Raw genomic sequence first — 14804 nt, 5'->3', positions numbered from 1 at the left:
CGGGAGGCGGCGACTGAGCCGACTGTCCAGTTCCGATCGTGGACCAGGACGCCCCACTGGCAAACATATCCGTACACGAACAGGAGTAAGCCGTTGAGTGGTTACGTTCCACCACAGATACATCAGTCCGTTTCCCTCGTCACCCCCGACGGCGACGCAGTCGACATCGACGAGGACATGGTGCCCGTCATTGAGGGGATCTGGCGTCTGGGCTATGAGACCCGGATGTGCTGCCAGGACATCGGGCGGTTCCTCGAATGGCAGCGGGACCAGTCATCACCACCAGCCTACTTCGGACCGGGCTACATCGAGAACCATCGAGGGCTCGCGTGGATCAAGATGCCGGTCGACGACGCGCGCGGTCTGCTCGACGCCCTGACGCTGACGTCCTTGCGGGATCGGGTGACCGGCAACGAGCGCGAGCAGTCGTGGCGGACCACGGCACGTCTCACGCATACCAAGGATGGGCGGTTCGACGTGACCATCGCCGACTTACATTTCCCCGCCGAACAGATTCCTGAACTGGTGGAGGTTCTGCACGAGCTGGGTTCGGAGAAGGACTCCTGATGGCGAACACAATCGATCTGATCACGGTCGACATCAGCCGAACCCTTGGCACGTTCACCGGACGTTCCACAAAGGACCGCCTGAACGAACTGTCACCACTGGCCGACATCGCGCCGGAACGCACCGCCGAGACCGTGCGCTGCCTGCTGCACCGGGCACCGGAACTGACCAGCGACCTGGCCAGCCAAGTATGTCAGCGACTGCTGATCCCGTTCAGCGAGTTCCCCACAAGGTGGGATCGCGGGTACCTGCCCTACCCACACGCACATCGCGCGCTGGAGGAACTGGCCGAGATCGCGCCCGTGGTCGCACTGTCCAACATGGCCGTCACCGGCGGGCCGCAGCGGGTCAGCGCGGTAAGGCGCGCGCACAGCAGCGTACTGGCCGAGGTGTATACGAGCTTCACCCTCGGTGGTGCGAAGCCGGAGCCGTGGCTGTGGCAGGCCGTCGCAGGAAAGCATGGCGCCGACATCGAGAACGTGGTCCACATCGGCGACCAGCTCGCTGCTGACGTGTACGGCGCCCTGTGGGCCGGGGCACGCGTGGTGCACCTGCGCAACGCCGCCGAGGCGACGCTCTACCCGAAGGGCAGCGGGGACAAGGTGCTCACCGTGTTCGATCTGCTCGACGCTGTGCCGGTCGTCCAGTCGTGGGCCGGACAATGACGCGCAGGCGACCATGCGGCTATGGCCACCTCTGGATCTTGCTTGGCCTGGCGGTGGTCGGCTGCAGTTTCGTTGTTCTGGCGTGGATTGCGTTGCGCCAGATCATGGTCGGGGTGCCGTAGTCGTGGCATGGCAACGACGACCGCGCAGCCAGGTTCGACATCGCCGCCTGGTGTCGGCCCTGTGGCCGACCGTCGGCGAGGAGGCCGCCGTGCTGGCTACCCTGCGCGGAGAGCGGGTTGACGTGGATTGGCTGGGGAAGGCTCTGCGCGGTGAAGAAATCGGCGGCTACATCCCGCGTGGCCACGTGAACTCCCTGAGGGTTTGGGAGGCAGTGGAGTACTACTCCTGGGGTTGGAGCCTGCGGGAGGTCGGAGATGCGGTCAACGTGTACCCCTGCACCGTATTCCACTGGTTCAAGCAGGCAGGCGTTCCTCGGCGGTCCGGGTCGGGCGGCCGTCGCCGGTCGGCACCCAATTGGCCGCACACACAAGAAATCCCCCACCACGCAAGCCGGACGACGACGGCGAGAGCGGTGGTAGGCATGCTCAGTTCGAATACGTGAGGTCTTGTCAGTGAGCGCATGGCTTGAGATGAAGGCAAATCTGAATGCTTCGGCGGAGGCTTACGAGGAGGTTTACCAGCAGCTTATGACCGTGCACGGGTTCGCGGAGCAGGCCATCTTGCTGTGGTCGCGGATCACCCCGGCGGCCAGCAATGCCGCGGAGGTCGGCGCGGCCGCTGGCTGGGTTCAAGAGACGAATGCGGCAATCGAACATGTCGCGAATGGAGCTTTGAAGGCGGCAGAAGCAATCCGGCGGGCATCCGACAGCTACCCGTAGAGGTACGGAGACGGTGCCACCTAATCCCTTGTAGCGAAGCCACAATCGCGCGGAGGAGCATCACCATCATCACGATCGCCACGGCCAACTTGCTCAACTACGACGGCCTGGACCCTCTCCACGCCGATCGGTACGAACAGCTCGCTACGTTGCTGCGCGGCCTGAACCCGGACATCCTCGCCGTACAGGAACTCATCTCCTCCGGACCCGACACCAACATCGACGAGCACCACACCAGACGCAAGTCGGCGGAGGCCGCGCTCCTCACGCTGGCCAGCGATCTCGGGATGGAATGCCGGGCAGGAGTTGCGGGCCTCACTCCGGCAGTGTCAACCAGCCCTACCCGCCATCACACTGGCCTGTTGTGGCACGAAGGCATCGACGTCGTGCCCGGCGGACTCGTGCGCTACGACAGCCACATCTACGGCATCTCCCATGGGATGACGGTCGCCCTGTTCGACCTGGGCGGCAAGAAGTTACGTGTCGGATCGACGCACCTGAGCCATCATGATCCCGGCCTCTCCGGCGGCTGGCGGGACGCCGGATGCGTCATGCGGGCGTTCAATCGCAACGACGGCATACCCGGCATCGTCGGCGGTGACTGGCAGGGAATCGGAGCTGACGAAACCTACGACCCGGATCCCTACGAGGGGAAGCCGTGGGACATGTCCCACGCCTATCACTACGACCTGCACGGCAAAGTCGACCGGCACGCCGCCGTCCGGCTCGAACGCCATGGCCGGTTCCGCGACTGCGCGACGCTGTCCGGCGCGAAGTGGAAGGCAACCACCGGCCACCACGAGACGGACACCAACGAGCCCCGTCGAATCGACCGCATCTACGTCACGCACGACTTCCCGCGGGCCGCCGTCGCCGGATTTCGCGTCGTCGATCCGGCTGACGTCGAGCAGTGCACCGACCACTGTCCCGTCCTGGTTGAGCTCGACGAGACCGCATTGTGAACACGCCGGAAGACAAGATCGTTGGTACAAAAGGAAAGGACGATCGAATTGACTGAATCGCGTACGGAGTGGGATCTCTGATGGCGGCGAAGGTCCAGGCTGCCCGTACCCCGATCACAGCCGATGAACGCAAGATGCTCGCCGTCCTCGCTGACGACGTGAACGGGCTGAGCTGTCACGAAGCCTCGGAAAAGTCCGGTGTCGACGTGCGCCAAACGTATCGGCTGCTGGCCGCGCTACACAGCAAACAGTGGACAACCAAAGAGACGCAGGAACACGAGCCGGGGGTCTTCTCTGTGATCCACTCCGCCTCGGACGCGGGCCGGGAACGGCTCGTCCCAGCCGCAACGGGGCGGCCCCCGAAGTAGCGCGGGTCATTGTCCGATGTGGCTCTCGCGTCGGCGCCGCCCGTACCGTCCGCTGGTTCGAGGAATCGCAATGCGCGAGTATCTCCAGCAAGGGTGCTTGGTCAGCGATTCGATGTAACTATCAGTAGGCACATTACTACGTCCGAGTGAATATCGGTTGCGAGGGGCGATCTCCTCTCAGTTCGCACCTACCGTAGCGGTCGGGATACTCGCTGTGGCAGCGGTACGGGGAACCGCTGCTATGAGGGTTGCGGGGAGGGAATGGCTATTCAGGGCAGAGCTGGCTTTTCAGCGCCGTTACGCGTTCGCGAGTTTCGCTCGCTGTGGGTTGCCGAGCTGGTTTCGACCGCTGGCGATCAGGTTGCTCGCGTAGCACTGTCGCTGTTGGTGTTCGCTCAGACGTCTTCCGCAGTCTTGACCGCGTTGACGTACGGCTTGACTTTCGTGCCGTCCGTACTCGGAGGGTTTCTCCTCTCCGGCCTGGCCGATCGTTTTCCGCGGCGGACAGTGGTTGTCGTGACGGATATCGTGCGCGCGATCCTGGCTGCGCTCATGGCGATTCCCCAATTGTCGCTGCCTGTGTTGTGGGTGTGCGTCGGTCTGCTGAGTATCGCGTCCGGTCCCTTCAAGGCAGCCCACATGTCACTTCTCCCGCAGATCCTCGAACGCGACGACGAGTACGCGGCAGGTGTCGCACTTCGGCAGTTCACAACTCAAGCGGCTCAGCTTGCTGGTTTCGCGGGTGGCGGCTTGCTGCTGGTCGTCGTTGAACCGCACGTCGGCATGCTGATTAACGCAGCGACTTTCGTGGGCAGCGCGGTTCTGGTGCTTACTGGAGTCCGTGCACGACCGGCTGTCCGAGGTCAATCGACTGTCGGCGAAGGACGTTCAGGCGAAATTAGTCACCGCGGCAAGCTCGCCATCATGTATGGGCTGGTGTGCATTCTCGGCCTGTACATCGTGCCTGAGGGGCTTGCCGTGCCGTACGCCAGCGAGCTGGGAGTAGCCGCCTGGGGTATCGGCCTGCTTCTGGCGGCCGATCCTGTCGGGAGCGCGATCGGGGCATGGCTCACGACTCGCATACAGATTCCGACGTCACCGTTCGCCGCCATCCTGTTGGCGGCCGGGGCGGGTCTCGCGCTCGTGCTCTGTGGGTTTGGCCCAGGACTCACGGTATCGGCAGTGCTGTGGGCGATTTCGGGCGCGCTCACTGCCGCTTACCTCATCCAGACGCAGACGATGGTCGTCGCTGTTGTCCCGGACCGGCATCTCGGGCGCGTGATGGGCCGAATGGCGACCTGTATGTACTGCTCGCAGGGCATCGCCGTGGTTCTCGGTGGTCTTGCCGCCGAGTCGGTCGGCTCATTCCGCGCAGTGGCAGGCGCAGGACTGCTGGCTGTCGTCCTGGCGTTGATGCTTCTCGGTGTGTGGAAATGGACCGGTTCCAGGCGCGGACGCCGGAACCGGTCCGAGTCGAGTGCTGGTTCACCTCACCATTCCTTTCCGGCCACGAAGAGCACCTCCTCCCAGGAAGCGGATTGCTCGGACGGGGCAGCGGCGGAGGCGGGAGCAACGCCAACCGCGGCTAGGCCGTCCAGGGACGCAAGCGCAGCCAGTATGAAGGCAGAGGATCACAGGATGGGAGGCCGGGTGCGCAGCGTATTCGGGCGCAACCGAAGAGCGACTGCTTCAAGGCTGTTCGCCTTATCATCCCGGGTGGTTGCTTTTGTGCTCGGCGTCGAGCTGGTGACCGTCGGTCTCACCGCTTTTGTGACCTTGAACAGCGTCGTCACCTCGGTGGCGTTGATCGAGTTCGGGGTTCTGCTTGGCGCGGGGCTGCTGGTCGCCGAGGCGACGCGGTATATCGAACGACTTCGCCGGCAGCTTTCGGACACGCCGCACGTCAACATGAGTTCTGTATCGATCCTGGCGGTCACGATGTTGGCTGGTCCAGGTCTCGGGGCGGCTACAGTCGTACTCCTGTATCTGCACTTGTGGTGCAGGACGTGGCGATGGACGCCCGGTGTGCCGGTGTACCGGGCAGTGTTCAACACCAGCGTGATGATCTTGTCCGTTTACGCCGCGTCAGCCGTAGTCAACGTGTTTCCCGAGAGCCAGGTTCTGAACATCGTTCGACCCGAGGGCCTGCTCGGTCCGCTGCTGGTCATCGCGACATTCTGGACAGTGAACTCCCTGCTCGTCGGCGCAGTGATCGCGCTCGAGACCGGCGAACGATCATGTGTGCGGGTGCTGGGCAGTTGGAGTGACAACGCCTTGGAGACCGTCACCCTATGCATCGGCGTCCTGACCGCGGCCTTGATGATCTGGCGTCCATGGATGATCGCGTTCGTGCTGCCTACCGTCTACGTGCTGCACCGCAGCGTGCTCGTCAAGCACCTCGAGCAAGCAGCGACCACGGATCGAAAGACTGGCCTGCTCAACGCGACCAGCTGGCGAAGCCTTTCTGAACGTGCGTTCGCCAGGGCTACGCGTTATCAAACATCGGTAGCGGTGCTGATGATCGATCTCGACAACTTCAAGCGGATCAACGACACCTATGGTCACCTTGTCGGTGACCGGGTACTTCAAGCTGTTGCTGACACCCTCCGGCGCCAGGTTCGAGCTTACGATTTGACCGGACGTTTCGGCGGGGAAGAGTTCGTGATTCTCGTGCCGGACGCGGCGGTCGACGACGCCGTCAGTGTCGCCAAACGGATCTGCGCGGCTGTTCGAGCGCTCGGCTTCGACGAGGCGGGCGATCAGCTGGCCGATCTCCGAGTCAGCGTCTCGATCGGTGTCGCACAGTATCCCGAAATAGGACAGGACCTCGAAGAACTTCTTCTCGCTGCCGATAACGCGATGTTCGCCGCCAAGCAGTCAGGGCGTGACCGCGTATGTGTGGTCAAAGGGTCGCCGTCTTCGCCTCGGATCCCGCAGGTCGATCCTCACTGAGTTCAATCGATCCGGACGGGGTCGTAATCGTCCTGATCCTCGTACTCCTGAGCCCACTCGACCAGAGGGCGGACTGCCCGCAAGAGGGCTCGTCCCTTGGGAGTCAGCTCATACGACGATTGCGGATCCGAGCGCTTGGCCATCAACCCATGTTCCAGCGCTCGCTTCAACGTGTCGGTGAAGACTCGATCAGACAATGGGGCACGCCGATGGCCTCCTGGGCGTTGCAAGGCTGTGTTGACCGCCGCCAACAGCTCCTTGTACGGCAGGTCTCCGAGCGCGAGCACGGCAAGGACGGAGATCACCCACTTCCCGCGGAGAACCTTGACGGCGTCGTTCACCCTCTGCTGGTACGAAACGTTCTCCCCACCCATAGCCGTCAGCTAACACGATCTGGCGGCTGCGTGCATGAACCGTCGCTCCAGCCGGTCCAGGCCCATACACGGGCCCCCAAATGGGTGAAAAGTGACCTACTGAGCCCACACTCACCTGGGTACTTACCTTGCACTCAGTCGGCCCTGTGGGTGTACGTGTTGATCTCAGCCAGGAAACGGATTGCCTGGTGACGCAAGAGGAGCGCGGTCGGCCAACTGGCGCGGTAGTCCCACCAAGGGCGCAATGCACCAGGGGTTCGCTCGTCCAGTTGGCCGCCGTTCAACAGACTCGGGAGATGGTTCGCCCTTGCCCGGCTTCAGCCAGTGGCGGTGCGTGCGAAGAGCGCCAGTATGGACGGTCCTCACTTCGCAGGTAGTCAGGCGGCGAGAGGGGAGATCAATGATCGCCGATAGCACGAGGGACAACACGACAATGGCCGATTACATTCTGGCCTGTGGTTCTGTGGCGTCTCTGCCGGTGACGAGCGACATGCTGCAGGTCGATCGTCGGCAGGTATCCGGAGTGGTCATGTGTGGCAGGTGCCAGACCGAATGCCAGGTCATCGAGCGTTTGGACTCCGACGACCTGCACGTCGACGTAGTCGAGGTCTCATCATGACCATCGGCGAGGCGGCTGTGCCACATTCAGCGGCCGCCGAGCAGCCTGAAACTCGGACGGTCCAGACCCGCGGAGGCCAGCGAGGGCGAAAAGACCGCTCTGAGCGGTTACCGGACGATCTGGCCGACCACACCGAAGACACGGTTCTCGCACCAATCGGTCACCGCCTTCGTCTTCATGTTCACTCGAGAGGCGTTCGTGGTTTTGATCTTGATGCTCGCGGTTGGAATGGGAAGTCTCGTCGCGGGACCAGCGCTACTTGCGGCAGCGGAGCGAACGACCGGCATGGTGTTGGTAGCCAGGGCACGGACGCGCTTCGCAGTTGCCGCGGCGGTGTCGGCGACTACGGCGGCGCTGTGCTGGGCCGGATGGCTCCACCTGGGCACGACTCCGGTCTGGCTGGCGTGGTGCTGGGCGGGCGCGCTGGGATGCGGTCTCATCCTCACGGATTTGAGTTGCCGGCGACTCCCGTTTCCACTGGTGGCGGCCCTGGCGAGTGGCGGTGCTGTACTTTTGCTCAGCGCGACGCTGCTCGACGGAACCTGGTCCCGGTTCGGCTTCGCCTGCGCCGCGGCCGTGGCCGTGTTCGGCCTTGCGTCGCTGGTTCAGGTGTGGGCACCGGAACATACAGGCGGAGGCGATACTGCGCTTCTAGGCGCACTCGCCTTGTACCTGGGTTGGTTCGGGTGGGACGGCTTGCTGCGCGGGCTGCTGATCGCCAGCGTGCTCACCGCCGCAGTCGCGCTCGTGGTAGCGGTGTCGTCCAAGAGCATGAATTCGCGATTCCCTGCCGGACCGTCGCTGCTCGCCGGAGCGCTGGTGAGCATCCTCTTGGCATAGACAGGTGGATGGCCGTGTTGGCGCCGTTTCGCTCACCATCGGTACTGGAAGCACTGGGGAGGACCTCGTGAGGACTTTCGGTACTCGTCGTTGGCCGCTGCTCGTCGTCTCGATGAGCGGGGTGGCTGCGCTGCTGGCGGGGTGCAGCGGAGGCAACGATCCGGCTCCGGCGTCCTCGCCGAACTTGTCGGCTCCGGCACCGGCGTCGAGTTCGGCGGGCAAGGACGAACGGGCAGCGGTCGAAGCCGCCTACACTCAGTTTTGGCTCCGCTCCTTTCACGCCAGCGACAAGCCGGAAGGTACCTGGCATGATGAATTGGCCGTGGTAGCAGTCGATCCCCAGCTCACCACCACCCTGAACGCGATGCAGTCTCAGAAACAGGCCGGTATCAAGGTCTACGGCGACGTCACCGCTCGCATTGTGTCGATTCAGATTGCCGGTGCCTCCGCGAAGGTAGTCGACTGTCAGGACGGTTCGCGAGCAGGCCAAGCGGATGCCAAGACCGGCGACCGAAAGACTGTCGGTGTACCGCGGAACCCGGTCAATGCGGACCTCAAGCGCGACGGCGCCGATGGCCAGTGGAAGGTCGCTCAGGTCACGTTTTCCGGCGGGACATGCTGATGGCCCGCAGACGAATCGCACACGCCGTTTTGACAGGTGGTCTCTGCCTGGCCGGGGTATCAGTGGCGGGCTTACCGTCACCGGCACAGGCTGACCCTTTGCCGCCAAGCAATGATGACGGTCAGGTCATCGTCGTTCCAGGCGACTTATCGGGCTTGATCGCCCCACCGCACATCGATATGCGGGCGCTGCAGCAGCGAGGCCAGGCGCCTGTCCGGCCTGGCGGCCCGGGAAAGAAGTCGGCCGGCACTGGTCAAGACCGTCGGGCCGCGGCCGGTTCGAGTGCCGCTACGGATTCGCCGAGCGGGATTCCACCCGGCTGTTTCCTCGGTGGGTTCGGCGCTGGTGGCGCCCCGGGTGCTGGTCGTCCCGGTGGCAGCGCCTTCGGGCTGCGGTGCCTTCCGCCACTGCCAGCGGACAACGCGCCGCAGCCACCAGGTGTGCCCGCTCCGCAGTTGCCGACTCCGGCGGAGCTTGCGGCGCAGGCATTCGGGCAGTTGCGCCTACCACTGCCCGTGCCCCGGCATTCACCGGATGTCCGGTTGCCCGATGGGCGGGACGCGACGATCGTCGGCGAGAACACCTGGATATGGACCGATCGCGGTGTGTGGCGTCCGGCGGTGCAGCGGGTGCAGGTCGGTCCGGTGTGGGCCGAGGTGACCGCGACCCCTGTCGGCATGGTGTTCAACTCGGGCACGGGCGGCTCGGTGACGTGTTCGGGGCCGGGCACGCCGTATGACCGTGCGTACGGAGTGCATGCCGCCAGCCCGGATTGTGGGTTCGTCTACACCCGCAGTTCGGTCGGGCAGCCGAACGATCAGACGAGCGCGGAGTGGGCGATCCAGTGGTCGGTGAGCTGGGTCGGGTCGGATGGAGCCGCCGACGTTGGTGGCGATTTCCCGCAAATGCTCTCGCGGGCCAGGGCCACGTTCGCGGTCGCCGAGGTGCAGGCCCTGCGCGCGAACTAGAACTGACATACCGCATTCTGCGACGCAGCAGTTTTCGCATTCTGCGGACATAAGAAAACCGCATTTCTGGAATGGGGAGGAGTTACCCCTGTGGGTACTGCTGTGTCTTTTTCCCGGCCGCCACAACCACGTAGCGGCAACTCGGCCGTCACCGAGCAACCCGAGGACGGTGATGGTCCGCGCGTGCCACGTCGACGAAGGTGGTGGCTATTGGGCGTCGCAGTGGCGCTGGCCGCGGTGGTCGCCTTCGGCAACTATGCCCTGATCGCGGGCCAGGACGAACGGGTCGATGTCCTGGTGCTGACCCGGGACATGGGCTGGGGCCAGCCGATCGGCGAGGGCGATCTCGGGGTCGCCAAAGCGGTTCCTGACCAGCCGCTGGCCGCCATCCCCGCTAGCGACCGGGCAGGGGTTGTCGGCCACGTTGCGCGCTCGATGCTGCCCGCAGGAACCGTGTTGGCGCCCGGACAGCTGTCCGCGCAGCCGGTTCCCGGACCGGGCGAGCGACTGGTCGGACTGCCGGTGAAGCCGGGGCACCTGCCCGCACGCGGCTTGTCGGCCGGGGATCTGGTGCAGGTCAGCCCAGTAGCGAGCGGCACGGGAACCGACGCTGGACAGGTCCCGGCGAGCACGGCCGGACCGTTTCGGGCGCGGGTTCTGGGCGTTGGCCTGCCGGACTCGACCGGCGCGGTCACGGTCGATGTCGTCGTCGGCGCGGACGCCGCACAAGCGGCCACCAGCGCCGCAGCGGGCCAGGTCGTCATGGTCCAGCTCGGTCCAGGCGCATAAAGAGCAACTGCTGTCCGGAAAGGCGGTGAGGGTGTTGGCAATGATCACGATCGTCTCTGGCAAGGGCGCGCCCGGCGCGACCACGACGCTGGCAGCGCTGGCCGTGGCCTGGCCGGTCCCGGTGCTGCTGGCTGACTGCGATCCGGCCGGGGGCGACTTGGCCCCGGGATGGCTGGGCCAATGGACCGTGGACGGCACGATCCGCACCGACGTCGGGGTGTTGTCGCACGCCACCGCGACCCGGCACGCGACAGCAGGCGACCCGGCCACGCTGATCGAATACGTGCAGTCGGTGCCTCCGGCTCGGCACGTCGGATTGCTGGCCGGGCTGACTGCGCCGGGCCAGCACACCGCCGTCGGCACTACGGGCTGGACGCGTCTGACCTCAGCGTTGGCCGCGTTCAAGACCGCGACCGGCTATCCGGCCGACACGCTGGTCGACGTCGGTCGTTACAACGCAGCTACTCCGTGGCCGTTGCTGCTGGCAGCGGATGTGGTGCTGGTCGCGGTGCGCCCGACCCAGCGGCATGTGCTGGCCGCGCGCCCGGTGCTGGCCGAACTCGCCGAGCGGATTGTGCCGGAGCGGCTGGGGTTGGCCGTGTGTGCCTCGACGCCTGCAGGCACTCGTGAAGTCCGCGCGGCACTGGGCCGGGAGGTCGCCGTCGAAATCCCCACGGACGCGCGAACGGCGGCGGTGCTCTCGGACGGCGTGGACGGAGGCGCCTCGCCGCGTCGGTCGCCGTTGCTGCGCACTGCGCGCCGCGCTGCACGCCGATTGCACGGCACCTACCACCACTACACGCCCGCCGAGCTGCGCGCTCCGGCTCCACCGGCGTTGGCACGCCTGCTCACCGGAGGTACACGATGACGTTCCCGCACAACGGATACCGCGCTATCAGCGGACCCACTGACTACCCGCGTCCGGCCAGCGTGCCACCGCACAGCACCGCGATCGCGGCCGTCACAGCGGCACCGCGGGCATCAGGCCCGCCACAGGGCGGCCCGCGGGGAGGAAGCCTCGATCCGCAGGTGGTCCAGGCGATCCGGGAATCGGTCGCAGCCCGGCTGGAGCGTGTTTCCGCCGGAGAGACACATCTGGACGCGCCGCTGTCGGCCGAGGAGCAACAGGCCCGGATGCGTGCCTATGTCGCCGAGGAGGTCGCGGCCTGGGTACAGCGCCGCGCCACCGCCGGACGGGCGCCGTTACCGGCCGAGGAGGAATTCCGGTTGACGCGAGCTGTGGTGGCCGCACTGTCCGGGCTGGGCGCACTGGAGGAACTGTTGGAGCGCGAGGATGTGGAGAACATCCACGTGCACGGCTGCGACCGTGTGTTCCTGGAGCTGGCGGACGGCTCGGTCGAGCAGTGGCCGCACCCGGTAGCCGACACTGACGCCGAGTTAGTGGAGATGCTCGCGGCGATGTTCGCCCGCCAGGGCCAGACCTCGCGCGAGTTCAATGCCGGTCGCCCGTTGGGGAACTTGCGGATTCCTGCCGGTGGCCCGCTGGGTGCTCGGGTGGCCGCGGTGATGGAGGTCTCCGACCGGCCGCGAGTGGCGATCCGTCGCCACCGCCTGGTTGACGTCGGCCTGGACGATCTCGTGGCGAATGGCACGCTCGACCAGCTGCTCGCCTCGTTCTTGCGCTCGGCGGTGCGTGCGGGCTGCAACCTGATCGTCTCCGGTGGTCCGGCCGCGGGGAAGACCACCCTGCTACGCGCCTTGTGCACCGAAATCCCGGACTTCGAGCATGTGGTCACCGTCGAGGAGGAATACGAGCTCGGTCTGCACGTCGGTCCCCGGACCTTGGTCACCCCGTTGGAGGCGCGGCCGGCGAACTCGGAGGGGGTTGGCGAGATCTCCTTGGACGACCTCCTCAAGCAGACGCTGCGGCACTCGCCGAGCAGGGTGATCGTCGGGGAAGTCCGGGCAGGGGAAGTCACCGCGATGCTGCGCGCTCTCGGGAACGGCGCCATGGGAGGCATGTGCACCCTGCACGCCACGAGCGCCTCGGCGGTGTTCGACCGGATCGGCGCGCTCGGACAGCTCGCTGATCCGCCGCTGGCGATCGATGCCGCTCATCAGTGGACCGCCTCGGCGATCGACCTCGTCGTGCACGTCGCCCGCGCCGACCACGACACACCTGGCGGGCGCCGCCGGGAACGGTTCGTCACCGAGATCATCGAGGTCGGCCCGGTCGGCGATTCCGGCCGCCCGGACACCACGAGGATCTTCGCCCCACGCCCGGAAGACGGCCGCGCCGTCCCGGCGTACGCGCCGAGCCGTGACCTGTTGGAGCGCCTGGAGCGCCACGGCTTCGACCACACCCAGCTCGACACCGCCGGTGTAGCCACATGGCCATCCACCGGCTTCCCGGACGGAGGCAGGCGATGACGGGCGTGTGGGCGGGTGTGCTCGGCGTGGCTGCGGTGCTGGCGATCGCTTGCGCGGTCGCGGCATTCCTGCCGCTCACGGCGCCAGCGGTGGGCGGGTCCGCTCGAGGAGCCACACTGCGGCGGGAAGAAGGCTGGCGCCACCTCATAGCGCGGATTCCGCTGCGGCGAGTTGCCGTGGCGGTCGCCGCGGGCGGGGTGGTGTGGTGGGTGACTGACTGGCCGGTGGCCGCGGGCTTGGCTGCTGCCGCGGTAGTTACGGTGCCGATCCTGGCCCGCGGACACGACGCGCGGCGGGTGATCGCGCGGTTGGACGCGTTGGCGAGTTGGGTACGGCGTCTCGCCGATGTGCTGGCGTCCGGAGCGGGTGGGCTGGAGCAGGCGATCGCCAGCTCAGCCCGGACTGCGCCTGATGCGTTGGCCAGTGAGGTTGAAACCCTGGCGGTCCGTCTGCGGACACGCGGTCTGGAGGCCGCGCTCCGCGCCTTCGCCGAGGATGTGGGTGACGAAGCCGCCGACGAAGTTGTGCTGGCGTTGATCCTGCGCGCCCGCGCGGGTGGACGCGGGCTGGTCGACATTCTCGACAGCAAGGCCATGGCCCTGGAACGTGAGGTCGTCGCCCGCCGCGATGTTGAGGCTGACCGCGCGAAACCGCGCACCGACGTGCGCGCCATCCTCGGTATCACCGCGCTCTTGCTGGCAGGACTGGTGGTCTTCGCGGGTGAGTTCCTCGTTCCGTTCAACAGCCTGCTCGGTCAGCTCGTGATGGCCGGGATCGGGGGTCTGCTGGGCGCGGCCGGATGGTGGATGCATCTGCTGACCCGAACCAGTCGCCCTGCCCGCCTGCTCGGCGCGTCCTCGAGGATTCAGCCTGGGACACCGAAGAAAGGGCGCACCCTGATCGCTGCCGCCCGCCTCGAGGTGGAGGTGCCGCGATGAACCCCGGGATCGCCGCTGTCGTCCTTGGTGTGCTGGGCGGGCTGGCTCTGGTCTGCGTGCTGCTGGCGTTGGTTCGCCCGGCGCCGGTCAACGTGGCCGCCGCGGTCGCCGAGCTGGACGACCGTCTCGCCCGCCGTGCAGACGGGGCGCCGCCACGCCGCCGCTGGTCAACCCGGGTCGAACGCCTGGCCGGGTTCTCCGAGCGGTCGTCGAACCGCTGGTGGGGCATCCCCGCAGCCGATCTCGACATGCTCGATCAGACCGCCGACCGCTACCTTGCCCGCCGTCTGGTCTGGGCCGGTGGCGCTGCTGGCGTCGTGCTCGCGGTGGCCGGGCTGGGATGGTTCGGCGGAATCACCTTCTCCGTCACAGTGGTGGCGCTGGCCGTGATCGTCGGCGCGGCGGCCGGGTCGGTCGTGCCGGTCCTTGCGGTGCGGGAGGACGCTGCTCAGGCGCGGGAGGAATTCCGTCGTGCCACCGCACCGTATCTCGACCTCGTCGCGCAGGAACGCGCCACCGGCCGAGCCCCGAGCCAGGCGCTGGGCGAGGCCGCCGCGGTCGGGGACTCGTGGGTGTTCGCCCGGATCAGCCGCACACTCGGCCGCGCGACCCGTGCCGGACACACTCCGTGGGAAGCCTTGTCCCGATTGGGAAAACGCATGGGAGTAGTCGAACTCGGCGACCTGGCCGACATCCTTGCCACCGCGGCCGACGGCGCTGCCATCTACACCACCCTGATCGCCAAGTCGAGCTCGCTGCGCGCCGCCGCGCTGGCCGCCGACAAAGCCGACGCCAACGCTCGCTCCCAACGGCTCGCGCTCCCAGTGGCACTACTGCTGGTTGCGTTCCTCCTGCTGGTGATGTACCCGGCGATGATTCGCCTTGCCACGGGCGGTGGCTAGCCGAT

At 66.3% G+C, this 14804-nt stretch carries 15 protein-coding genes; 14 read left to right on the top strand and 1 reads right to left on the bottom strand.

Annotation, left to right across the window (positions count from 1 at the left end; all coding sequences use genetic code 11):
- The first annotated feature begins 93 nt into the window (after positions 1-93).
- The 6 genes from ACZ3HL_RS13245 (at position 94) to ACZ3HL_RS13220 (ending at position 6356) form a co-directional block, all read left to right on the top strand.
- Positions 94-567, top strand: coding sequence for a hypothetical protein (locus ACZ3HL_RS13245; RefSeq protein WP_465530973.1), 474 nt, complete (start codon positions 94-96; stop codon positions 565-567).
- On the top strand, positions 567-1232 hold the full coding sequence (locus ACZ3HL_RS13240) for an HAD family hydrolase (protein ID WP_465530971.1): 666 nt from the start codon (positions 567-569) through the stop codon (positions 1230-1232). Before ACZ3HL_RS13245 ends, ACZ3HL_RS13240 begins: the two co-directional genes overlap by 1 nt.
- A 575-nt stretch (positions 1233-1807) precedes the next feature.
- A complete protein-coding gene (locus tag ACZ3HL_RS13235; protein ID WP_465530969.1) occupies positions 1808-2074 on the top strand; it encodes a hypothetical protein in 267 nt (88 codons plus the stop codon).
- An 89-nt stretch (positions 2075-2163) separates the two neighbouring features.
- The gene (locus tag ACZ3HL_RS13230; protein ID WP_465530967.1) at positions 2164-3036 is read left to right on the top strand and encodes a hypothetical protein; all 873 of its coding nucleotides are present in this window, start codon (positions 2164-2166) and stop codon (positions 3034-3036) included.
- A gap of 80 nt (positions 3037-3116) precedes the next feature.
- Entirely contained in the window at positions 3117-3404 is a 288-nt protein-coding gene (locus ACZ3HL_RS13225) for a hypothetical protein (protein WP_465530965.1), read from the top strand.
- A gap of 261 nt (positions 3405-3665) precedes the next feature.
- The gene (locus tag ACZ3HL_RS13220; protein ID WP_465530963.1) at positions 3666-6356 is read left to right on the top strand and encodes an MFS transporter; all 2691 of its coding nucleotides are present in this window, start codon (positions 3666-3668) and stop codon (positions 6354-6356) included.
- Between the two features lie 2 nt (positions 6357-6358).
- On the opposite strand, the gene ACZ3HL_RS13215 is transcribed toward ACZ3HL_RS13220, so the two are convergent.
- Entirely contained in the window at positions 6359-6697 is a 339-nt protein-coding gene (locus ACZ3HL_RS13215; RefSeq protein ID WP_465530961.1) for a winged helix-turn-helix transcriptional regulator, read from the bottom strand.
- A gap of 937 nt (positions 6698-7634) precedes the next feature.
- On the opposite strand from ACZ3HL_RS13215, the gene ACZ3HL_RS13210 reads away from it, so the two are divergent.
- The 8 genes from ACZ3HL_RS13210 to ACZ3HL_RS13175 all read left to right on the top strand — a co-directional run bounded on the left by ACZ3HL_RS13210 (position 7635) and on the right by ACZ3HL_RS13175 (position 14799).
- Positions 7635-8189: a prepilin peptidase gene (locus ACZ3HL_RS13210; protein WP_465530959.1), complete on the top strand. Its 555-nt coding sequence runs from the start codon at positions 7635-7637 to the stop codon at positions 8187-8189.
- 67 nt (positions 8190-8256) lie between these two features.
- Entirely contained in the window at positions 8257-8811 is a 555-nt protein-coding gene (locus ACZ3HL_RS13205) for a hypothetical protein (RefSeq protein ID WP_465530957.1), read from the top strand.
- 440 nt (positions 8812-9251) lie between these two features.
- A complete protein-coding gene (locus tag ACZ3HL_RS13200) occupies positions 9252-9779 on the top strand; it encodes a hypothetical protein (protein ID WP_465530955.1) in 528 nt (175 codons plus the stop codon).
- Positions 9780-9989: 210 nt separating this feature from the next.
- Positions 9990-10568, top strand: a complete 579-nt coding sequence (locus tag ACZ3HL_RS13195) for an SAF domain-containing protein (RefSeq protein WP_465530953.1) — start codon at positions 9990-9992, stop codon at positions 10566-10568.
- A gap of 40 nt (positions 10569-10608) precedes the next feature.
- Positions 10609-11436 carry a hypothetical protein gene (locus ACZ3HL_RS13190; protein WP_465531069.1) on the top strand — a complete coding sequence of 276 codons (828 nt, stop codon included), beginning with the start codon at positions 10609-10611 and terminating at the stop codon, positions 11434-11436.
- Complete coding sequence (locus tag ACZ3HL_RS13185) at positions 11433-12959, top strand: CpaF family protein (RefSeq protein ID WP_465530951.1); 1527 nt, start codon at positions 11433-11435, stop codon at positions 12957-12959. The genes ACZ3HL_RS13190 and ACZ3HL_RS13185 overlap by 4 nt, the downstream gene beginning before the upstream one ends.
- The gene (locus ACZ3HL_RS13180) at positions 12956-13897 is read left to right on the top strand and encodes a type II secretion system F family protein (RefSeq protein ID WP_465530949.1); all 942 of its coding nucleotides are present in this window, start codon (positions 12956-12958) and stop codon (positions 13895-13897) included. Before ACZ3HL_RS13185 ends, ACZ3HL_RS13180 begins: the two co-directional genes overlap by 4 nt.
- Entirely contained in the window at positions 13894-14799 is a 906-nt protein-coding gene (locus tag ACZ3HL_RS13175; protein WP_465530947.1) for a type II secretion system F family protein, read from the top strand. Before ACZ3HL_RS13180 ends, ACZ3HL_RS13175 begins: the two co-directional genes overlap by 4 nt.
- Positions 14800-14804: the final 5 nt, after the last annotated feature.

The organism is Amycolatopsis sp. NPDC000009 (assembly GCF_055563465.1).
The sequence above is the reverse complement of the archived record's forward strand: the minus strand, read 5'-3'. Positions and strand labels throughout refer to the sequence as shown.